Here is a 21,019-nt window from a genome sequence, read left to right as displayed (position 1 = left end):
ATGGCCGGATTAAAATTACAGGCAGTAACCAAGAGTTGGGATAGCGGTAAAAGCCAGGTGATTCAGCCGCTGACGCTGGATGTCGCCGACGGCGAGTTTATTGTGATGGTCGGCCCATCGGGCTGCGGTAAATCAACGCTGCTGCGTATGGTGGCCGGGCTTGAGCGCGTCACCAGCGGAGATATCTGGATTGACGCCCGGCGCGTGACCGAGATGGAGCCAAAAGATCGCGGCATCGCGATGGTGTTTCAGAACTATGCGCTCTACCCGCATATGAGCGTGGAAGAGAACATGGCGTGGGGCCTGAAAATTCGCGGCATGGGTAAAGAGCATATCGCCGGTCGCGTAGCGGAAGCTGCACGTATTCTCGAATTAGATGGGCTGTTAAAGCGTCGCCCGCGTGAACTTTCCGGTGGCCAGCGCCAGCGTGTAGCGATGGGGCGCGCCATTGTGCGCGATCCGGCGGTGTTTCTCTTCGATGAACCGCTCTCAAACCTTGATGCCAAACTGCGCGTACAAATGCGCCTTGAGCTGCAGCAACTGCATCGCCGACTTAACACCACATCGCTGTATGTTACCCACGATCAGGTTGAAGCGATGACGCTGGCGCAGCGCGTGCTGGTAATGAATAAAGGTGTTGCCGAACAAATCGGTACGCCGGTCGAAGTGTATGAAAAGCCCGCCAGCCGTTTCGTGGCGAGCTTTATCGGCAGCCCGGCGATGAACCTGCTGGATGGGCGTATCAGCGATGCCGGAAGCCATTTTGAACTCGGTAACGGTATGGCGCTGCCCATTAATGGCAACTATCGCGCTTATGCAGGGCGCAAAATGACGCTGGGTATCCGTCCGGAACATATTGCGTTAAGCTCACAGGCCGCAGGCGGCGTGCCGCTGGTGATGGAGACGCTGGAGATCCTCGGTGCGGATAACCTGGCGCATGGCCGCTGGGGCGATCAAAAAATGGTGGCGCGTTTGTCCCATCAGGAGCGCCCGACAGCGGGCAGCACGCTATGGCTCCATGTGCCGGAAAAGCACCTGCACTTTTTTGATGGAGAAACAGGACAACGAGTATGAGCAACTGGCCATATCCCCACATTGTCGCCCATCGCGGCGGCGGAAAACTGGCACCGGAAAACACGCTGGCCGCCATTGACGTTGGCGCGCGCTATGGGCATACGATGATTGAATTCGATACCAAGCTGTCAAAAGATGGGCACATTTTTTTGCTGCATGACGATAACCTCGAACGAACCAGCAACGGCTGGGGCGTGGCGGGCGAGCGTACATGGAGCGAGTTACTAAAAGTGGATGCTGGCGGCTGGTATAGCGCTGAATTCAAAAACGAACCGTTGCCGCTGCTCTCAGAGGTTGCGGAACGCTGTCGCCAGCACGGCATGATGGCGAATATCGAAATTAAACCGACCACCGGCACCGGCTCGCTAACGGGAAAAGCGGTAGCGCTGGCGGCGCGTGAATTATGGACGGGAATGGTCCCACCGCTGCTGTCGTCATTTGACATCGATGCGCTGGAAGCGGCACAGCTGGCGGCAGCGGAATTGCCGCGCGGTTTGCTCCTTGATGAGTGGCGCGATGACTGGCAACCGCTCACGGAACGTTTGGGTTGTGTCTCTATCCACTTGAATCACAAATTGTTGGATGAAGTGCGGGTGCGCACGCTGCGCGAGGCGGGTTTACGTATTCTGGTTTATACCGTCAACCAGCCTGCGCGCGCGGCGGAGCTATTACGCTGGGGCGTGGATAGCATCTGCACCGATAAAATCGATGAGATTGGCCCGCACTTTCGTTATTAAGGCGTTGTCGACGGCGTTGTGCTCTGCAGCATTCCGCCGTTTTGTGTCTGCGGCAGCATATGCTGCTGCGTCACGCCGCTGTTACTCGTTTCCCCGTTGAGCATCCCGGCACTGTTATTGGGTAGTACCTGCTGTTGAACAGGAACGCCCCCCGGCTGCGGCTGCCTTACCCGCTGCGTATTATCGTTAATCTGCGTCTGCAATTGCTGCTGTTGCAGCTGTGTTTGCGTCTGCATTTGCTGTTTCAGCATGCCTTGATGCTGCTGCTGTTGATTCAGCATTTGTGTCTGCATCCGCTGCTGGCTGGGAATCACATACCCCGGCTGATGGGGATCGTTGGTGGTATTTAACGGCTGCGCCAGCACGCTAAACGGCAGTACCAATGCGAAAAGGGCTACTCGTTTCATCGTCTTTTCCTCCATTGAGGTTTGCTTTAAGTTTACTCCCTTTCCTGCGTAAGAATGATTTTTTAGGAGTTGTGAACCAAGCTTAATCGGGGACTGTAGCCCCTTTATGGAGAACGACGATGATGAAACAAAAATTTACGCGTTGGCTGGCGATTGTTGCACTGATGGCCGGAGGATGTTTTGGGGTTGCCGCTGCGCCTCCTGACAGCCATGCCGCCGCACCACCGCCGGTATCATACGGGGTTGAAGCAGATGTCTTTCATCCGGTAGTGGCAAAGCAGGGCATGGTGGCCTCGGTGGATGAAACCGCGACCCGGGTTGGCGTCGATATTTTAAAGCAGGGCGGTAATGCCGTAGATGCCGCCGTGGCGGTGGGTTATGCGCTGGCGGTAACGCATCCGCAGGCGGGTAACATCGGCGGCGGCGGTTTTATGCTGATTCGCGGTAAAGATGGCAAGGTGACGGCGATCGATTTTCGCGAAATGGCCCCGGCTGGCGCAACACGCGATATGTTCCTTGATGAGCAGGGTAATCCGGACAGTAAAAAATCCCTCACCTCCCATCTGGCCTCCGGCACCCCCGGCACCGTAGCGGGTTTCTCACTGGCGCTGGAAAAGTACGGCACGATGCCGCTTAACAAAGTGGTGCAGCCCGCCATCAAGCTGGCGAAGCAGGGCTTTGTGGTAAACGATGCGCTGGCCGACGATCTCAAAACCTATGGCAGCGAAGTATTGCCCAATCATGACACCAGTAAAGCCATTTTCTGGAAAGATGGCGAGCCGCTGAAAAAGGGCGACAAACTGGTACAAAGCAATCTTGGTAAAAGCCTGGAGATGATTGCTGAAAAAGGCCCGGACGCTTTTTACAAAGGTGCCATTGCCGAGCAGATAGCCCAGCAGATGAGCAAAAACGGCGGGCTTATCACTAAAGACGATCTTGCCAATTATAAAGCGGTGGAGCGCACGCCGATAAGCGGTGACTATCGCGGGTACCAGATTTACTCCATGCCGCCGCCCTCTTCCGGCGGGATTCATATAGTGCAAATCCTCAATATCCTGGAAAACTTTGACCTGGCGAAATATGGCTTTGGTAGTGCCGACGCAATGCAGGTGATGGCCGAGGCGGAGAAATATGCCTATGCCGATCGTTCTGAATATTTAGGCGATCCGGATTTCGTTAAAGTGCCGTGGCAGGCGCTGACCAGCAAAGAGTACGCCAAATCGATTGCCGCGCAGATTGATGTCAATAAAGCGCGTCCATCCAGCCAAATCCGCCCTGGCAAGCTTGAGCCTTATGAAAGCAACCAAACGACCCATTTCTCAGTGGTGGATAAAGAGGGCAATGCGGTCGCGGTCACCTATACCCTTAACACGGTGTTTGGCACCGGGATTGTCGCGGGTAATACCGGCATTCTGCTGAATAACCAAATGGATGATTTCTCTGCCAAGCCGGGCGTACCGAATGTTTACGGTTTGGTGGGCGGCGACGCGAATGCCATTGGGCCGGGCAAGCGCCCACTCTCCTCTATGTCGCCTACCATTGTGCTAAAAGATGGCAAAACCTGGCTGGTCACCGGCAGCCCTGGCGGTAGTCGCATTATCACCACGGTGCTGCAGATGGTCGTCAATAGCATTGATTTTGGAATGAACGTTGCTGAGGCGAGCAATGCACCGCGTTTTCATCACCAGTGGTTACCGGATGAGCTGCGCGTCGAGAAAGGCTTTAGTCCAGATACCTTAAAACTCCTTGAGCAGAAAGGGCAAAAAGTCGCAGTCAAAGAAGCGATGGGCAGTACGCAAAGCATTATGGTAGGCGCGGACGGAACGCTGTATGGCGCATCGGATCCGCGTTCGGTGGATGATTTAACCGCCGGGTACTAAACCGTTCCTCTCCCCACCGGGGAGAGGATGCTTAGCCTTTCAGGCGTGCCATAAAGTACGCATCAACGTACTCGCCGTTACGTAGCGCAAAGCGTTTAGCGGTACCCTCAATGTCAAAACCAAACTTACGGTATACCGCCAGCGCCGGGGCATTGTCTACGTAGACGGTGAGCTCAATACGCTCGATACGCAGCCAGTTATCACACAGGTTGATCATCTCGCGCATCAGGGCGCTGGAGACGCCGCGGTTTTGAAAGTCCGGCGAAACCGCGATACCAAAGCTGGCGACGTGGCCGCGTCGCGGGTTTTGTTCCACCATTAGTGTCAAATTGCCGACGACCTGCTCCTCAATACTTGCTACCAGTTGACGACGGCCCGGCTGTGTTTTGAGGCGATCTTGCCATAGATCAGCGGGGGGATGAGGGAGCTGTAGCAGGTGGTGATAGACCTCGGGCTGCGCATAAAAATGGCGTAAAGCTTCTGCATCGCGCGCTTCGGCATGGCGTATCACTATCTCACTCATCCTGTTTCTCCTCGCTGTTTGGACAGGTAAATACCTTCCGGTCTTTGCGGCGAAGCGTCAACTGCCATTTTTTGCAAAAAGGGGTAGACAAGTGCGAATGATAATGATTATTATTGCCATGCGTTCAGGTAAACCGTTGCGGTACTCCTGAAAGCACGACATTGCTCACATTGCTTCCAGTATTTTTTAGCCAGCCGCGTGCTGGCTTTTTTTTGTCTGCTGTTTAGGTAATGCCCATCATAGCTTTTGTCAGTTAGCGGTGTTCAGTGACGGCTTCGCTGTTGATGAGCGGCTCCCGACAGGATCTAAATTGTGGGCGTACGCGGCGCATTGTCTAGAGAGTAGATTATTTCCCCGGCAGCAACAGGGCTAAACAACACTTTGTTACCCCTTTTTATCCGCTTATCTGTTGTCATATTTATCGCGGAGCTCATTCATTTGCGTAATATACTCAAATTCAGTCGGAATTTTCTTTTTTATCGGATCTTTCGTGGTATACCCTTTCGCCATACACTCTTCCAGGGTATACCAGTCTGGATCGAAATCTGGACCGGTGTAATAGAGGGTGATTTCTGTATCATATTTATATTTCTCCGTATCGCTACGATTTAGCTCAACTAATTTTTCCAACAGTGCTGTTTCTTTATAAAATTTATTCAGCGCGCTATTCTCATTGAGAAGATCCTCAATCATATTTTTTAGCGCAAAGGAATCGAACCGTTCAAAAGGTTTTGCCCAACGTTTCACTTTTAAAGTTGGGTTAATAACCGTTAACCGTATCCTGTTATTTTTATACTCAGCGGTAATGAAGTTATCGACTACCCGACGAAAATGCTCTTTCGATAGGCAAGGGAAAAAGTCCATTATATGCATTTTAGACATTGCGGCACCGATCAGTTTTTCCTTAAGTCGCAGCGCTTTGGTCTCGATTTTTAAAATAAAATTAAGGATTTCCTGGCGATTGGGATCGGTCAGCAAAAATGGACTTTGTCTTAGTAACTCTTTCGCTTTATTCAGTTCATATAAAAAAAGATGTTTGGTTAGCATCTTGCCGACTAAAACCTGACATGACGAAAAGCCAGGATGTTTGCACATCTCGACAGGATAAAGTCTTTTACTGTTGAGATAGCTGTTATGCGGTGGTGTTAGTACGCCATTACTGTCCCTTGTTCCAACGAGTTTTATAAATTCGATAACAATATCTCTGGTAGCAGAGGCGGCAGGGTTGAAGTGGGCTTTTTTGGCTCGATTGGTAAAGACGATATTATTTGCATCCCTAAGATCATCATATAAGATTTGCAATAAATCATTGACTGATTCTGCCGACAACAACGCCGTGTTTTCTTCTATTAGCAAAGCGTCATAAATACCATGACGCTGTGCGTTAATAGTGTCTCTGGATAACATATTCACTCCCTTTTTAAGCCAGAAAAACAGGGGAATAACAAAGTTTATCGTTTTCCTAAAACCGAAAAGCGAATGTTAATTTCTGCGCATTCAACCATATGCGCTGATTTAACGAAAATGAAGAAATCTTAATTTAAAGGATTATTTAACGTGTCATTATTATTAGTTTTGCTTTTATTGACTTTGTGAAAAGGCCAGAGGGTGTATTTGATAGTGGGGTTACAACGATCTGCTAAGCATGAGTCGGGTCATTTTAAGTCAGTTTCTGGCTCTCGTGGGTTATACATATTTCTATGATAAGCCGCGAAAAATAACGGCTTGTTTTGTTTATGCTGCACCGGGACGATTGTAATACGGGCAGCTAATACGCTGTACCGAACGCAGCATCTTTCACTGACGGTTTTACCTGCTACAACACCCCTTCGTATCCATCTCGCCTGTCCTGGTGATTTCTTTTATATCTTTTTTCGAGCCTTTCAACTTCCTCTATATACACTTGCTCTGACGGGATCTCTTTTTTAGTCGGATTCTTAAGGGGGTAATTATTATCGATACACTCTTCTTCTGTATACCAGTCAAAAAAGTCCGCTACGCCGGTGTAATAAAGAGTGACGGGTATTCCTTGCTGATACTTAACTGCATCCTGACGTTGTATCTCATTTAATTTCTCCCACATTTCCATTTCTTTGCGTAATAAGTCGAGGCCGGTATTGCCTTCGAGTATACTTTCTATCTTGTTTTTTAAATAGTGTTTATCTCTAAAGGTGAAACCTAATCCTTTTGCACGTCGCTTAACCGTTAGCCCGTTGTTTACAACTCTTAATTGTGTTTTATTCTTTTCATACTCTACGGTGATAAATTTTTCGACTATCATTGTAAAATGGCTTTCTGATGCACTGGCGAAAAACTGCATCCTGCTCATATGGTGCATGACATTATTTATCGCTTCAGTTTTCTGCTGTCGTGCTTTGCTTTCAACTCTTTCAATAAATTCCTTGAGCTCGTTGCGGTTTGGATCGCCCGGTAGCCAGGGACTCTCTGTTAATAGCTCTTTTGCTTTGCACAATTCATAGACAAAAAGATGCTTGGTCAACATTTTTTTCACTAAACGTCTACAGGCATAATAGCCGGTAAGGATATTTAACTTCGCTGAAAAATGAATTAAACCATCATAACGATACTCATCTGGGGGAATAAGCCGACCCTGATCGTCTTTTAATCCGAATTCAGCAAGAAATTTTAAGGCAAGACTTCTTATCGATGTCGATGCCGGATTAGCGAAGATTTTTTTGGCGTGAGAAGTATAGACAATATTGTTTATATCAAGAAGATCATCATGCAAAATTTGTAATAATTTAACCATTGTTTTGTCTGATAATAACTCCCTGTGTTCTTTTGTTTTTAAAGCGTCATAAATACCGTTATTTTTTATGCTGATTTTTGCTGTGGGTAACATATCTTCTCCGTGGGTGAATTAATTAGCAAGCGGAATAATAAGAAATCAATGTGTCTAATAAGTGGGTGTTTATTAAATTGACGAAATTTCATCATATTAGGTGAGGCAGTAAAAATGATTAAACCTTAATTTATATGATTCAATGCCAATAGATATGCTAAAATTTATTAATTATGCTTTATTTAAACAATTAAGCTTTTTTTATACAGAAAGCTAAATATAAGGACTCGATTATGACTCTGGATTGCGCCTTTATCGGCTTTGGTAAAAGCACCACCCGTTATCACCTTCCTTATGTTCTGCACCGTAAAGCCAGCTGGAACGTCGCGCATATTTATCGCCGCCATGCGAAACCGCAAGAGCAGGAACCGCAGTATCAGCATATCCATTTCACCAGCGATATTGACGATATCTTCAACGATCCTAACGTTAAGCTGGTTATCGTCTGCACCCACGCGGACAGCCACTTTGATTATGCGAAGCGCGCGCTGGAAGCGGGTAAAAATGTGCTGGTCGAAAAGCCCTTTACACCGACAATGGCGGAAGCGATAACGCTGTTTGAGCTGGCAAAGCGCAAGGGGCTAACGGTAACGCCGTATCAGAATCGTCGCTTCGACGCTTGCTTTCTCACCACTAAAAAAGTGATTGAAAGCGGTAAGCTTGGCAACATTGTTGAAATAGAAAGCCATTTTGACTACTTCCGCCCGGTTGCGGAAACCGCTCCTGGTCTGCCGCAGGATGGCTCGTTCTATGGCCTGGGCGTGCATACAATGGATCAGATCATTTCGCTGTTCGGTCGCCCGGATCATGCCGCCTTCGACATCCGTAGTTTGCGCAATAAAGCCAACCCCGATGACACCTTTGAAGCACAGCTGTTTTACGGGGATCTGAAAGCCATTGTCAAAACCAGTCATCTGGTAAAGCTGGATTATCCGAAATTTATTGTCCATGGCAGCAAAGGATCGTTTATCAAATACGGCATTGACCAACAGGAAACCAGCCTCAAAGCCAATATTATGCCGGGCGATCCGGGTTTTGCCGCAGATGAAAGCGTCGGTACGCTGGAGTATATAAACGCAGCGGGTGAAACGGTGCGGGAAACGATGTTGCCGGAAACGGGCGACTATGGGCGCGTCTATGATGCGCTGTACGCAACCCTCACCGCCGGTGCGCCAAATTACGTCAAGGAATCTGACGTTCTTACCAACCTTGAGCTGCTCGAACGCGCCTTTGAGCAGGCTTCACCTGCCACGATCACCCTTGCCAAATAACTGATAATGGCTCCTCGTTAGTTGTTCATATTTTTTGAACAGAGGAGTCAATTTTCACCCTCTATGATCGTTGGCCGATTGCGTCCACACTTACTCCATCGACAACATACGGGGGTAAACAAATGATCTTCTTACGCAAAGCAAATGACCGCGGTCACGCAAATCATGGTTGGCTGGACTCATGGCACACCTTCTCATTTGCCAATTATTACGATCCGAATTTTATGGGCTTCTCGGCACTGCGCGTAATTAACGATGACGTTATCGACGCAGGTCAGGGCTTCGGCACCCATCCCCATAAAGATATGGAAATTTTGACGTATGTTCTGGAAGGTGCGGTTGAACACCAGGACAGTATGGGCAACAAAGAGCAGGTTCCTGCGGGCGAATTTCAGATTATGAGCGCCGGTACCGGGGTTCGTCATTCGGAATATAACCCGAGTAAAACCGACCGTCTGCGCCTGTATCAAATCTGGATCATTCCAGAAACCACCGGCATCACGCCGCGTTATGAGCAACGTCGTTTCGATGCGGCGCAGGGTAAACAACTGGTGCTGTCGCCGGATGCGCGTGACGGCTCGCTGAAAGTGCATCAGGATATGGAGCTTTACCGCTGGGCGCTGCTGAAAGATGAGCAGTCTGTTCACACCATCGCCGCTGAACGCCGCGTATGGATCCAGGTAGTGAAAGGCAACGTCACCATTAACGGCACGAAAGCCACCACCAGCGATGGTCTGGCGATTTCCGATGAGCAGGCTATTTCGGTGCATGCCGACAGCGACAGTGAAATCCTGCTGTTCGATCTGCCGCCGGTTTAATGTTGAATAAATAAAAGACGCAACCTTCTGGTTTTGACCAGAAGGTTGCGCATTGTCCGTGATAAACTGAGGGCATCTTTCACTCAGAAAACACTGTCAGGACGATGAAAAAGAAAAGACCCGTACTTCAGGATGTGGCCGATCGCGTTGGCGTGACCAAAATGACCGTCAGCCGTTTTTTGCGTAACCCGGAACAGGTTTCCGTGGCGTTACGGGGCAAAATCGCGGCTGCCCTTGATGAACTGGGTTATATTCCGAATCGGGCTCCCGATATCCTCTCTAATGCCACCAGCCGCGCCATTGGCGTGCTACTCCCTTCTTTGACCAACCAGGTTTTTGCTGAAGTTCTCCGCGGTATTGAAAGCGTTACCGACGCCCACGGTTATCAAACGATGCTGGCGCACTACGGTTACAAAGCGGAGATGGAAGAAGAGCGCCTGGAATCCATGCTCTCGTGGAATATTGACGGCCTGATCCTCACTGAGCGTACCCATACGCCGCGTACGCTGAAAATGATTGAAGTGGCGGGCATTCCGGTAGTAGAGCTGATGGACAGCCGCTCGCCGTGTCTCGATATTGCCGTTGGTTTTGACAACTTTGAAGCCGCGCGACAGATAACCGCCGCTATTATCGCCCGCGGCCACCGTCGAATCGCTTACCTTGGCGCACGTCTGGATGAACGTACTATTATCAAACAGCAGGGTTACGAGCAGGCAATGCTGGATGCAGGGCTTACGCCGTACAGCGTGATGGTGGAACAATCGTCCTCTTACACCGCCGGTATTGAGCTGATGCGCCAGGCGCGCCGCGAGTATCCCCAGCTTGACGGGATTTTTTGCACCAACGATGACCTCGCCGTTGGCGCGGCGTTTGAGTGCCAGCGCCTTGGGCTAAAAATTCCGCAGGATATGGCTATCGCCGGGTTTCACGGTCACGACATTGGCCAGGTTATGGAGCCGCGTCTGGCAAGCGTGCTCACGCCGCGTGAACGTATGGGACGCATTGGCGCCGAACGCTTACTGGCGCGCATTCGTGGTGAGTCGGTTACGCCAAAAATGTTAGATTTAGGTTTCACTTTGTCACCGGGCGGATCTATTTAGTCTGACAAATTTGAGCTAGCTCACACTTATTTATCTCTGGCACGAATGGATATTGCTTCTCCGATACCCCGGCATGACAATGTTACCGATAACAGTTACCCGTAACAATTCACTCTTGCACCTGTGGGGGCTACCCTTGAGCACGACTAATCTTGATCACCACGTCTATGTTTTGATGGGCGTTTCTGGCAGCGGTAAATCGGCTGTGGCCAGCGAAGTAGCGCATCAGTTACACGCCGCGTTTCTTGATGGCGACTTCCTCCATCCGCGCAGTAACATTACTAAAATGGCTTCCGGTGAGCCGCTGAACGACGATGACCGCAAACCGTGGTTACAAGCGCTCAACGATGCCGCGTTTGCGATGCAGCGCACCAATAAAGTGTCGCTGATTGTCTGTTCAGCGCTGAAAAAGCACTACCGCGATCAGCTGCGCGACGGAAACCCGAATCTCTCTTTTATTTATCTGAAAGGCGATTTCGACGTCATTGAAGGCCGCCTGAAGGCGCGTAAAGGGCACTTCTTCAAAACGCAGATGCTGGTTACGCAGTTTGAAGCATTGCAGGAGCCGGGCGCGGATGAGCCGGATGTTTTAGTGGTAGATATTGACCAGCCGCTGGATGGCGTTGTTGCCAGCACAATTGCAGTGATAAATGAAGGCAGTGTTAAGTGAGTACATTGACGCTTGTATTAACAGCAGTAGGCTCCGTTTTGCTGCTGCTGTTTTTAGTGATGAAAGCGCGTATGCACGCTTTTGTTGCTTTGATGGTGGTTTCGATTGGTGCAGGGCTTTTTTCCGGGATGCCGCTGATTAAGATAGCGCAGACCATGGAAAAAGGGATGGGCGGTACGCTGGGTTTCCTGGCGATTGTGGTCGCCCTTGGCGCGATGTTCGGCAAAATTCTGCATGAAACCGGCGCGGTGGATCAAATCGCCGTCAAAATGTTGCACTCTTTCGGCCATAGCCGGGCTCATTATGCGATCGGTCTGGCGGGGCTAATTTGTGCGCTGCCGCTGTTCTTTGAAGTGGCGATTGTGCTGCTGATTAGCGTTGCGTTTTCTATGGCGCGCCATACCGGTACCAACCTCGTAAAACTGGTCATTCCGTTGTTTGCAGGCGTTGCGGCAGCGGCGGCATTTCTGCTGCCGGGTCCAGCGCCGATGCTGCTGGCCTCGCAGATGCACGCGGATTTTGGCTGGATGATCCTGATTGGTCTCTGTGCGGCGATTCCGGGCATGCTGGTTGCCGGTCCGCTGTGGGGCAACTTTATTAGCCGTCATGTCGAGCTGCATATTCCTGAGGATGTCAGCGAGCCGCATTTAGGCGAAGGCAAAATGCCCTCGTTCGGCTTCAGCCTGGCGTTGATTTTGCTGCCGCTGGTGCTGGTGGGGATGAAAACCATCGCCGCGCGTTTTGTCGCAGAAGGCAGCAGCCTGTATGACTGGCTGGAGTTTATCGGCCATCCGTTTACTGCCATCCTTGTCGCCTGTCTGGTGGCGATGTATGGCCTGGCCATGCGTCAGGGGATGCCGAAAGATCGGGTGATGGAAATCTGCGGTCACGCGCTGCAGCCGGCGGGTATTATTCTGCTGGTGATTGGCGCAGGCGGCGTGTTCAAACAGGTGCTGGTGGATTCCGGCGTCGGTCCCGCCCTCGGTGAAGCATTAACCGGTATGGGTTTACCGGTGGCGATTACCTGTTTTGTGCTGGCCGCTGCGGTACGTATTATTCAGGGTTCCGCGACGGTTGCCTGTCTGACGGCGGTGGGGCTGGTGATGCCGGTTATTGAGCAGCTGCACTTTAGCGGCGCGCAGATGGCGGCACTCTCCATCTGTATCGCGGGCGGTTCGATTGTGGTTAGCCATGTGAATGACGCCGGTTTCTGGCTGTTTGGCCGCTTCACCGGCGCGACAGAAGCGCAAACCTTAAAAACCTGGACGATGATGGAAACCATCCTCGGCACCACCGGTGCGATTATCGGGATGATTGCTTTCAGCTTATTAAGTTAAGCGGTGAGTGATAAAAAAGCAGCGCCGTTTGGTCGCTGCTTTTTTTCGCGTTGCATCGTAGTGTCAATGCTTACTGGTATCGCAGCTGTCAGCATTATTTATTCGCAAGCTCATGACGTGCTGCCTGCGCCAGAAAATGGCTTCGGTCTTTATAGACCGCGCGCTTGTTTTGAATAAACCCGTCAATGCGCTTAATCAGCACGTCCGGCAGGGTGATATTCACGCGCTGCTGTTTACCTTCGAAGCCGGTTAAATCAACATCGATCATGAACCATGAATCACAGTGCGCATAATCCGGGCTGGCGGCATAAACCATAAAACCCGCATCTGTAATATCTTCAACCGCATACTTGCCGCTGATTACCATCTCTTCAACAATACTCAGAATCGCTTCCCGCGCCATTACCGGAATATCGGTTTGCTCATCAGCGGCGGAAACACAGCCATAGTCAAAACGGTCAAAGGCCGGAACACTGATACCAAATGCAGTAGATGCATCTGCAGGCGATTCAACCCCGACTGAAAAAAACATAGCTACCTCCAACAGCGGCGGGGGTCAGATGCCCGCCATTTTTTTGATTGATCTGATGGTACCTACAGGTAAATCCTTCTTCGGATGCGGAACAGGAAATGTTTTCCCTGTCACTGGCGACCACCAAATTTGATGACTGCCTCCGTTATGCCGTTGAAGAACGCACCCTGCTGCGATCAATTCCTTCAGCAAGTCAGCAGATTTCATAGGTCCTCCCTAACCCAGAAATCATCATACACACCTATACACACGAATTAAAGCGGTGCTAAAGAGAACGCGATTATCCCTTCATCCACATCCGTATGCCGTCGAGGAACATCTGGGTGGCGAACAGGTTCAGGGTTAGCGTAACTGTGGGATGCTATTAGGATATAAATGCAGCACCATTGGGTCGCTGCTTTTTATGGGGTCTTGCTTACTTCTCGACGGGATTGTTATCAGGGATTGAATAGCGATTCGCCAGATAGACTCTTTGAATTTCCGGGTCATCCAGGCTGGCATAAGAGATGTTCTCTTTATCTAAACCGTCCAATCCTTTAATACCGCCGATCATTTTAGGCCATTGGCTTCGGCTCGTTATATTCACAATGTAAGGAGACAAATATTGGTTTAGATGACCTTTGGAAGGGTTTTCAATCTCTGCACTTAACGCTTCAAGGTAGACAACTTTGTTTGTTCTGGCCCAGTCTATAGCGAAGCCTGCACGGTAGGACAGTTCCATGAAAACCAGCAAAATTGTACGCCCGTTGCCGTCAAGAAAGGGGTGCGCAAAGGCTAAAATTCCCATCATTTTCCCTGGGTTATTCTTGAAATACTCAAAATCTGATGCCAGCCGTAATGCATATTCAACGGCTCGCTTGATCCCTTTCGGGTGCTCGAAAGCGGTATGGCGGGGGTTATCAGGGGTACCTTTAAAGACAGCAAGGTCAGGAAAAAGCTGATTACGATCTTGCCCGGCCCACGGAGAACTCGGCGAAGAGTAATTCATGAACTTTCAGTACCGAAGAGTACTCGATGACGTCAAGGTCGGCCAGGAAGTTAAGGGCGTCAGTAATGCTTAGTTCAAATGCAAGGTGTTCCGATCGTTTAACGTCATCAGGATCTTTAAGCCCTGACACGTTTTGCAGATATCCTGCCGTAGTAAAGTCTCCAAACGGATCGAAAATCACGCACGAAACTTCCCGTTGGCACTGCGTTTTTCTTGCAGATAATCAGCCTGCAACGAGAGCGTTTCAGCCTTCGTTAGCACGCCTTTTTTCTTGAGATTAACCAGCAACTGCTCTGTGCTATCCAGTACGACGCTGTCTCCTGCAAGCTGCGTAATCACCCTCGCCATGCGGCTGGTATCGTCGCAAATATCAGAGACATTATGAGATGCGGCAAGGCGTCTCACTTTGTTGGCCACACTTGAGGAAAGCGTTTTAGACATCACAGTAACCTCCATTAGTGTTCAAATTTTAGCATACGGGAAGATCCGTGTCTCTAACGGCTCCGGTTTCAATCACACAGCCTATCCCTTCATCCACATCCGTATGCCGTCGAGGAACATCTGGGTCGCCAGCATCACCAGAATCAGCCCCATCAACCTTTCCAACGCGTTAACCCCTTTCTCGCCGAGCAGGCGCAAGAAAAGCGTCGATTGCAGCAGGATGGCCACGGTGCCGCCCCAGGCGATAAGCAGGGCAATCACCAGGTGGCTCATTTGATTCGGGTACTGGTGTGAGAGCAGCATTAACGTTGCCAACAATGTTGGGCCAGCTACCAGCGGGATCGCCAGCGGGACGATAAAGGGTTCTTCGCCTGCGGGCAGGCCAGAACTGCTGCCGGTTTCGCTGGGAAAAATCATCTTGATGGCAATCAAAAACAGAATAATGCCGCCGGAGATAGAAACCGTCTCCGCGCGTAAACTCAGCAGAGCAAGGATTTTCTCGCCAGCGAACAGGAAGATAAACATCACCAGCAGGGCAATCAGCAGCTCGCGGATCATGATCGCCCGGCGGCGCTTCGGCTCGGTATGTTTCAGTACCGACATAAAGATGGGCAGGTTACCCAACGGATCCATTATCAGGATCAACAACACGGTGGCGGAGATGATATCAGTCATTCACTCTTTTCCCTGATGCAAGCGGTGAAACCGCAGTAATTAGCCGCATTTCTGATGCGTTCATTATCATTGATTAATTTCACTTGCGACTTTGGCTGCATTTTGTAAGGTGGGCTATGTCCCAGTGGGATACTGGTTCGTATACACAGCACACACCTTCGCAGGAACTTCGCTATGAAAAATGTTGGTTTTATCGGTTGGCGCGGAATGGTCGGCTCCGTTCTCATGCAGCGCATGATTGAAGAGCGCGATTTCGACGCCATTCGCCCTGTCTTCTTTTCCACTTCCCAGCTTGGACAAGCTGCGCCCGCCTTTGGCACAAGCACAGCAGGTACGCTTCAGGACGCGTTCAATCTGGAAGCGCTGAAGGCGCTCGACATCATTGTCACCTGCCAGGGCGGCGATTATACCAACGAAATCTATCCAAAGCTTCGTGAAAGCGGTTGGCAGGGTTACTGGATCGACGCGGCCTCTTCTTTACGCATGAAAGATGACGCCATTATTATCCTCGACCCGGTTAACCAGGCGGTGATCGACGAAGGCCTTAATAAAGGCGTTAAAACCTTTGTTGGCGGTAACTGTACCGTGAGCCTGATGCTGATGTCACTCGGCGGTCTGTTCGCCAACGATCTGGTTGAATGGGTTTCCGTTGCCACTTACCAGGCAGCCTCCGGCGGCGGCGCGCGCCATATGCGTGAACTGCTGACGCAAATGGGCCAGTTGCAAAACCATGTCGCCGCTGAGCTTGCGGATCCGGCCTCGGCGATTCTGGATATCGAACGCAAGGTTACGGCGTTGACCCGCAGCGGCGATCTGGCGGTAGATAACTTTGGCGTACCGCTGGCCGGTAGCCTGATCCCGTGGATCGATAAGCAGCTTGATAACGGCCAGAGCCGCGAAGAGTGGAAAGGCCAGGCCGAAACCAACAAAATCCTCAATACTGCAAACGTTATTCCTGTCGATGGCCTGTGCGTACGTATCGGCGCGCTGCGCTGCCATAGCCAGGCGTTTACCATCAAGCTGAAAAAAGATGTCTCGATCCCTACCGTTGAAGAGCTGCTGGCGGCCCATAACCCGTGGGCGAAAGTGGTGCCAAACGATCGCGAAATCAGTATGCGCGAGCTGACGCCTGCCGCGGTGACCGGCACGCTGACCACGCCGGTTGGCCGTCTGCGTAAGCTCAATATGGGACCGGAGTTCCTCTCCGCCTTTACCGTGGGCGATCAGCTGTTATGGGGCGCGGCTGAACCGCTGCGTCGCATGTTGCGCCAGCTGGCGTAACGTATTCTTCACTACCAGGGGCGCTACGGCGCCCTTTTTTTATGCTTTTTTTTGCCGTAACAACCCGCCAATGTGTTTATTTTCTCAAGTGTTGAAAAGTGTTAGCTATGCTTTATGCAAGGTGTCGGAACATCTTGCCTGAAGATGGGACGGTGCAGAGAGGATGCACATTTGGTGCTGTGCCGTTCAGGTTAAAAAAAGTGTCGCAACCGGACTTAGCTACGGTGGAAGGTGCGATGCCACAACAACAGGATAAGAACCATGTCCGTTCGTGTTGATAAAGACGTCATTAACGCGCTAATTGCTGGTTATTTTGCCGATCCTTTTTCGGTACTGGGGATGCACCAGACCGAAGCGGGTCTGGAGGTACGAGCGCTGCTGCCCGATGCCACCGAAGTGTGGGTTATCGAGCCAAAAACCGGCCGCAAAGTAGGTAAACTGGAGTGCCTGGATTCCAGGGGCTTCTTTTGCGGCGTGATGCAGCGTCGCAAAAACCCTTTTTATTATCAGCTCGCTGTCGTGTGGCACGGGCAACAAAATCTGATTGACGATCCTTACCGTTTCGGGCCGCTTATCCGCGATATGGATGCCTGGCTGTTGAGCGAAGGTACGCATATGCGCCCTTATGAAATGATGGGCGCACACGCCGATACGGTGGATGGGGTAGTCGGTACGCGATTCTCTGTCTGGGCACCGAACGCGCAGCGCGTGTCGGTGGTAGGGCAGTTTAACTATTGGGATGGCCGTCGCCATCCGATGCGCCTGCGTCGTGAAAGCGGTATCTGGGAGCTTTTTATTCCCGGCGCGCTCAATGGTCAGCTCTATAAGTTCGAGATGATCGATGCTAACGGCAGGCTGCGTATGAAAGCCGATCCTTATGCTTTTGAAGCGCAGATGCGGCCGGATAGCGCCTCGCTGATTTGTGGCCTGCCGGGCAAGAAAACCCAGAGTGAAGAGCGCAAACAAGCGAATAACTTCGATGCGCCAATCAGCATCTATGAAGTCCACCTCGGTTCCTGGCGTCGCCATACGGATAACAACTTTTGGCTGAGCTATCGGGAACTGGCGGACCAGCTGGTGCCGTACGCAAAATGGATGGGCTTCACCCATATCGAACTGATGCCGATTAATGAGCATCCCTTCGATGGCAGCTGGGGTTATCAGCCGACCGGCCTGTATGCTCCAACGCGTCGCTTCGGTACGCGCGATGATTTCCTGCACTTTATTCATACCGCTCATGCTGCCGGTTTAGGGGTGATCCTCGACTGGGTGCCGGGGCATTTCCCGTCTGATGATTTTGGCCTGGCGGAGTTCGACGGTACCAAACTCTACGAGCACAACGATCCGCGCGAAGGTTTTCATCAGGACTGGAACACGCTGATTTACAACTACGGCCGCCGGGAAGTGAGCAACTATCTGGTCGGCAACGCGCTGTACTGGATTGAGCGCTTCGGCATTGATGCCCTGCGCGTCGATGCTGTCGCATCAATGATCTACCGCGACTATAGCCGCAAAGAGGGGGAGTGGATCCCCAACGAATTTGGCGGTCGCGAGAATCTTGAAGCGATTGAGTTTCTGCGCAATACCAACCGCATTATTGGCGAGCAAGCACCCGGTGCGGTGAGTATGGCGGAAGAGTCGACGGATTTCCCCGGCGTATCGCGCCCGCCAGCGCATGGCGGCCTGGGCTTCTGGTACAAATGGAACCTCGGCTGGATGCACGACACGCTGGATTACATGAAGCTCGATCCGGTCTATCGCAAGCATCACCACGATAAGATGACCTTCGGTATGGTTTATAACTACACCGAAAACTTTATTCTGCCGCTCTCCCACGATGAAGTGGTGCACGGTAAGAGATCGATTCTTGACCGTATGCCCGGTGATGCCTGGCAGAAATTCGCTAATCTGCGTGCCTATTACGCCTGGATGTGGGGCTTCCCCGGTAAAAAACTGCTGTTTATGGGCAACGAATTTGCCCAGGGACGCGAGTGGAACCATGACGGTAGCCTCGACTGGCATTTGCTGGAAGGCGGCGATAACTGGCATCACGGCGTACAGCGGCTGGTACGCGATATGAACCATGTTTATCGCCATCACAAAGCGCTGCACGAACTGGATTTCGATCCCTATGGATTTGAATGGCTGGTGGTTGATGACCACGAAGCCTCGGTGTTTGCCTTTGTGCGCCGCGATAAAGAAGGTAATGAAATTATCGTGGTCAGCAACTTTACCCCGGTGCCGCGCCCCGGTTATCGCATTGGCATTAATCAGCCTGGCCGCTGGCGCGAAGAGCTGAACAGCGACTCGATGCATTATCACGGCAGCAATACTGGCAATGGCGGCGTCGTGCACAGCGACGAAATAGCCAACCGTGGACGTGATTACTCTTTGCTGTTGAACCTGCCGCCGCTGGGAACCATCTGGCTGGTGCGGGAGGGTGAATGAGTAAGCTGACGGCCGGAAACGCGTCGCCGCTCGGCGCACAGGTGCAGAAAGGCGGCGTAAACTTTACGCTCTTTTCTGCCCATGCTGAGCGCGTGGAGCTGTGCCTGTTCGATAAAGAAGGTAATGAACAGCGCCTCGACTTGCCCGGCCGCAGCGGAGATATCTGGCACGGTTTTCTGCCGGGGGCAAAGGCCGGCCAGCGTTATGGCTATCGCGTGCATGGCCCCTGGGAGCCTGCGCGCGGCGACCGTTTTAACCCGGCTAAATTATTGCTCGACCCGTGCGCGCAGCGCGTGGACGGCGAAACCCACGATAGCCCGCTGTTTCACAGCGGTTATGACATGCCCGATCCCCACGATAACGCCGCGCTCGGTTTGCGCAGTGTGGTGGTACATGACGTTTACGACTGGGAAGAGGATGCGCCGCCGCAGATCCCCTGGGGCAACACCGTTATTTACGAAGCGCACGTCAAAGGGCTGAGTCAACTGCATGCGGAATTACCGCCTGAGATCCGTGGCACCTATAAGGCGCTGGGGCATCCGCTGATGATTGAGTGGTTTTCGCAATTAGGCATTACCGCTCTGGAGCTGTTGCCCGTGGCCCATTTTGCCAGCGAGCCACGTTTACAGCGGTTAGGCCTTACCAACTACTGGGGCTATAACCCGCTGGCGCTGTTTGCCCTCGATCCCCGCTACGCCAGCAATCCACAGCAGGCGCGCCATGAGTTTCGCGATGCGGTAAAAGCGCTGCATCGGGCCGGGATCGAAGTGATCCTCGATATTGTGCTTAACCATAGCGCCGAAAGCGATCTCGACGGGCCGACCTTCTCCCTGCGCGGAATCGATAACCGTAGCTATTATTGGATTAGAGAAGACGGTGATTACCACAACTGGACCGGCTGTGGAAACACGCTCAATTTGAGTAATGCCGCCGTGGTGGAGTATGCCCATGCCTGCCTGCGCTATTGGGTGGATACCTTCCATGTGGATGGTTTTCGCTTCGATCTGGCCTCGGTAATGGGGCGTACGCCGGAATTTAGCCAGCAGGCGCCGCTGTTCGCCGCGATTAAAAACGATCCGCTGTTGCGCTCGGTGAAATTGATTGCCGAGCCCTGGGACATTGGCCCCGGTGGCTATCAGGTGGGGAACTATCCGGCACCTTTCGCCGAGTGGAACGATCATTTTCGCGATGCGACGCGCCGTTTCTGGCTGGAAGGCTCACTTAGCCTTGGTGAGTTCGCCGGGCGCTTTGCCGCCTCCAGCGATGTGTTTAAACGCGATGGCCGTCCGCCATCGGCCTCTGTCAATCTGGTGACTGCGCACGACGGCTTTACGCTGCGTGATTGTGTTTCGTTTGACCACAAACACAACGAAGCCAACGGCGAAGATAATCGCGACGGCACCAGCAATAACCACAGTGCTAACCACGGGCATGAAGGCTTAGGTGGCAGCCTGGAGGTGGCGGAAAGACGGCGCGCAAGTATGCATGCGCTGTTAACCACACTTCTGCTTGCGCAAGGTACACCGATGCTGCTCGCAGGTGATGAACAGGGGCACAGCCAGCACGGCAACAACAATGCTTATTGCCAGGATAACGCTTTAACCTGGCTTGACTGGCAGCAGATGGACAGCGGGCTGGTGGCCTTTACCGCCGCCCTGATCCATCTGCGCCAACGAATTCCTGCACTCACGCGTGATGCGTGGTGGGAAGAGGGCGATGGAAACGTCGTCTGGTTAAACGACGAAGGGCGGCCGCTAACGGCTCAGGCATGGCAAACCGGGGTGCATCGCTTACAGATTCTCTTATCTGACAGCGTGTTGATCACCTTTAACGCCACCGCGGAGATGGCGGAAATGGCATTACCTGCAGGTGAATGGTGCGCCATTCCGCCTTTTGCCGGAGAAGACAATCCGGTCGTCGTCTCTGTCTGGCACGGGCCCGCACATGGAGTGTGCGTTTTTCATCGGTCATAAA

Annotated in this window: 19 protein-coding genes and 1 pseudogene; 11 read left to right on the top strand and 9 right to left on the bottom strand. The window is 51.8% G+C overall.

Features of this window, described 5'->3' with window-relative positions; genetic code table 11:
* Together RW65_RS15915 and ugpQ are read left to right on the top strand one after the other, a co-directional pair.
* Nucleotides 1-1,074 carry a sn-glycerol-3-phosphate import ATP-binding protein UgpC gene (locus RW65_RS15915; RefSeq protein WP_039057762.1) on the top strand — a complete coding sequence of 358 codons (1,074 nt, stop codon included), beginning with the start codon at nucleotides 1-3 and terminating at the stop codon, nucleotides 1,072-1,074.
* Nucleotides 1,071-1,811, top strand: a complete 741-nt coding sequence (ugpQ, locus tag RW65_RS15910) for a glycerophosphodiester phosphodiesterase (protein WP_039057761.1) — start codon at nucleotides 1,071-1,073, stop codon at nucleotides 1,809-1,811. The genes RW65_RS15915 and ugpQ overlap by 4 nt, the downstream gene beginning before the upstream one ends.
* Here ugpQ and RW65_RS15905 read toward each other — a convergent pair.
* Complete coding sequence (locus RW65_RS15905) at nucleotides 1,808-2,218, bottom strand: DUF2756 family protein (protein ID WP_039057760.1); 411 nt, start codon at nucleotides 2,216-2,218, stop codon at nucleotides 1,808-1,810. The two genes, ugpQ and RW65_RS15905, sit on opposite strands and share 4 nt — an antisense overlap.
* A 122-nt stretch (nucleotides 2,219-2,340) precedes the next feature.
* On the opposite strand from RW65_RS15905, the gene ggt reads away from it, so the two are divergent.
* Nucleotides 2,341-4,098: a gamma-glutamyltransferase gene (ggt, locus tag RW65_RS15900; RefSeq protein ID WP_502685560.1), complete on the top strand. Its 1,758-nt coding sequence runs from the start codon at nucleotides 2,341-2,343 to the stop codon at nucleotides 4,096-4,098.
* 31 nt (nucleotides 4,099-4,129) lie between these two features.
* On the opposite strand, the gene yhhY is transcribed toward ggt, so the two are convergent.
* From yhhY to RW65_RS15885, 3 genes are all read right to left on the bottom strand, one after another.
* A complete protein-coding gene (gene yhhY, locus RW65_RS15895) occupies nucleotides 4,130-4,621 on the bottom strand; it encodes an N-acetyltransferase (protein ID WP_039057758.1) in 492 nt (163 codons plus the stop codon).
* Nucleotides 4,622-5,023: 402 nt separating this feature from the next.
* Nucleotides 5,024-6,028, bottom strand: a complete 1,005-nt coding sequence (locus RW65_RS22735; RefSeq protein WP_156124012.1) for a hypothetical protein — start codon at nucleotides 6,026-6,028, stop codon at nucleotides 5,024-5,026.
* Nucleotides 6,029-6,437: 409 nt separating this feature from the next.
* A complete protein-coding gene (locus RW65_RS15885) occupies nucleotides 6,438-7,484 on the bottom strand; it encodes a hypothetical protein (RefSeq protein ID WP_039057756.1) in 1,047 nt (348 codons plus the stop codon).
* 233 nt (nucleotides 7,485-7,717) lie between these two features.
* On the opposite strand from RW65_RS15885, the gene RW65_RS15880 reads away from it, so the two are divergent.
* From RW65_RS15880 to gntU, 5 genes are all read left to right on the top strand, one after another.
* Nucleotides 7,718-8,755: an oxidoreductase gene (locus tag RW65_RS15880; RefSeq protein WP_039057755.1), complete on the top strand. Its 1,038-nt coding sequence runs from the start codon at nucleotides 7,718-7,720 to the stop codon at nucleotides 8,753-8,755.
* Between the two features lie 122 nt (nucleotides 8,756-8,877).
* Entirely contained in the window at nucleotides 8,878-9,573 is a 696-nt protein-coding gene (locus RW65_RS15875) for a pirin family protein (protein ID WP_039057754.1), read from the top strand.
* 104 nt (nucleotides 9,574-9,677) lie between these two features.
* Nucleotides 9,678-10,673: a gluconate operon transcriptional repressor GntR gene (gene gntR / locus RW65_RS15870; protein WP_039057753.1), complete on the top strand. Its 996-nt coding sequence runs from the start codon at nucleotides 9,678-9,680 to the stop codon at nucleotides 10,671-10,673.
* Nucleotides 10,674-10,809: 136 nt separating this feature from the next.
* The gene (gene gntK / locus RW65_RS15865; protein ID WP_039057752.1) at nucleotides 10,810-11,343 is read left to right on the top strand and encodes a gluconokinase; all 534 of its coding nucleotides are present in this window, start codon (nucleotides 10,810-10,812) and stop codon (nucleotides 11,341-11,343) included.
* Nucleotides 11,340-12,680: a gluconate transporter gene (gntU, locus tag RW65_RS15860; protein WP_039057751.1), complete on the top strand. Its 1,341-nt coding sequence runs from the start codon at nucleotides 11,340-11,342 to the stop codon at nucleotides 12,678-12,680. Before gntK ends, gntU begins: the two co-directional genes overlap by 4 nt.
* A 94-nt stretch (nucleotides 12,681-12,774) precedes the next feature.
* On the opposite strand, the gene RW65_RS15855 is transcribed toward gntU, so the two are convergent.
* From RW65_RS15855 to RW65_RS15840, 5 genes and pseudogenes are all read right to left on the bottom strand, one after another.
* Nucleotides 12,775-13,212, bottom strand: a complete 438-nt coding sequence (locus RW65_RS15855; protein WP_039057750.1) for a type II toxin-antitoxin system HicB family antitoxin — start codon at nucleotides 13,210-13,212, stop codon at nucleotides 12,775-12,777.
* 24 nt (nucleotides 13,213-13,236) lie between these two features.
* The gene (locus RW65_RS22140; protein ID WP_072037776.1) at nucleotides 13,237-13,419 is read right to left on the bottom strand and encodes a type II toxin-antitoxin system HicA family toxin; all 183 of its coding nucleotides are present in this window, start codon (nucleotides 13,417-13,419) and stop codon (nucleotides 13,237-13,239) included.
* Nucleotides 13,420-13,627: 208 nt separating this feature from the next.
* Nucleotides 13,628-14,381: pseudogene (locus tag RW65_RS15850) on the bottom strand (Fic family protein).
* Nucleotides 14,378-14,641, bottom strand: coding sequence for a hypothetical protein (locus tag RW65_RS15845; protein ID WP_039057749.1), 264 nt, complete (start codon nucleotides 14,639-14,641; stop codon nucleotides 14,378-14,380). The pseudogene RW65_RS15850 and the gene RW65_RS15845 overlap by 4 nt, the downstream one beginning before the upstream one ends.
* 81 nt (nucleotides 14,642-14,722) lie before the next feature.
* Nucleotides 14,723-15,316: a YhgN family NAAT transporter gene (locus RW65_RS15840; RefSeq protein WP_039057748.1), complete on the bottom strand. Its 594-nt coding sequence runs from the start codon at nucleotides 15,314-15,316 to the stop codon at nucleotides 14,723-14,725.
* 174 nt (nucleotides 15,317-15,490) lie between these two features.
* On the opposite strand from RW65_RS15840, the gene asd reads away from it, so the two are divergent.
* The 3 genes from asd (at nucleotide 15,491) to glgX (ending at nucleotide 21,018) form a co-directional block, all read left to right on the top strand.
* Complete coding sequence (asd, locus tag RW65_RS15835; RefSeq protein WP_039057747.1) at nucleotides 15,491-16,597, top strand: aspartate-semialdehyde dehydrogenase; 1,107 nt, start codon at nucleotides 15,491-15,493, stop codon at nucleotides 16,595-16,597.
* A gap of 261 nt (nucleotides 16,598-16,858) precedes the next feature.
* Entirely contained in the window at nucleotides 16,859-19,045 is a 2,187-nt protein-coding gene (glgB, locus tag RW65_RS15830) for a 1,4-alpha-glucan branching enzyme (RefSeq protein ID WP_039057746.1), read from the top strand.
* Entirely contained in the window at nucleotides 19,042-21,018 is a 1,977-nt protein-coding gene (glgX, locus tag RW65_RS22730) for a glycogen debranching protein GlgX (protein WP_039057745.1), read from the top strand. The genes glgB and glgX overlap by 4 nt, the downstream gene beginning before the upstream one ends.
* The last annotated feature ends 1 nt before the right edge of the window (nucleotide 21,019 follow it).

Source organism: Enterobacter sp. Bisph1, assembly GCF_000814905.1.
Lineage (GTDB): Bacteria > Pseudomonadota > Gammaproteobacteria > Enterobacterales > Enterobacteriaceae > Kosakonia.
This window is presented reverse-complemented; position numbering and strand designations above follow the sequence as displayed.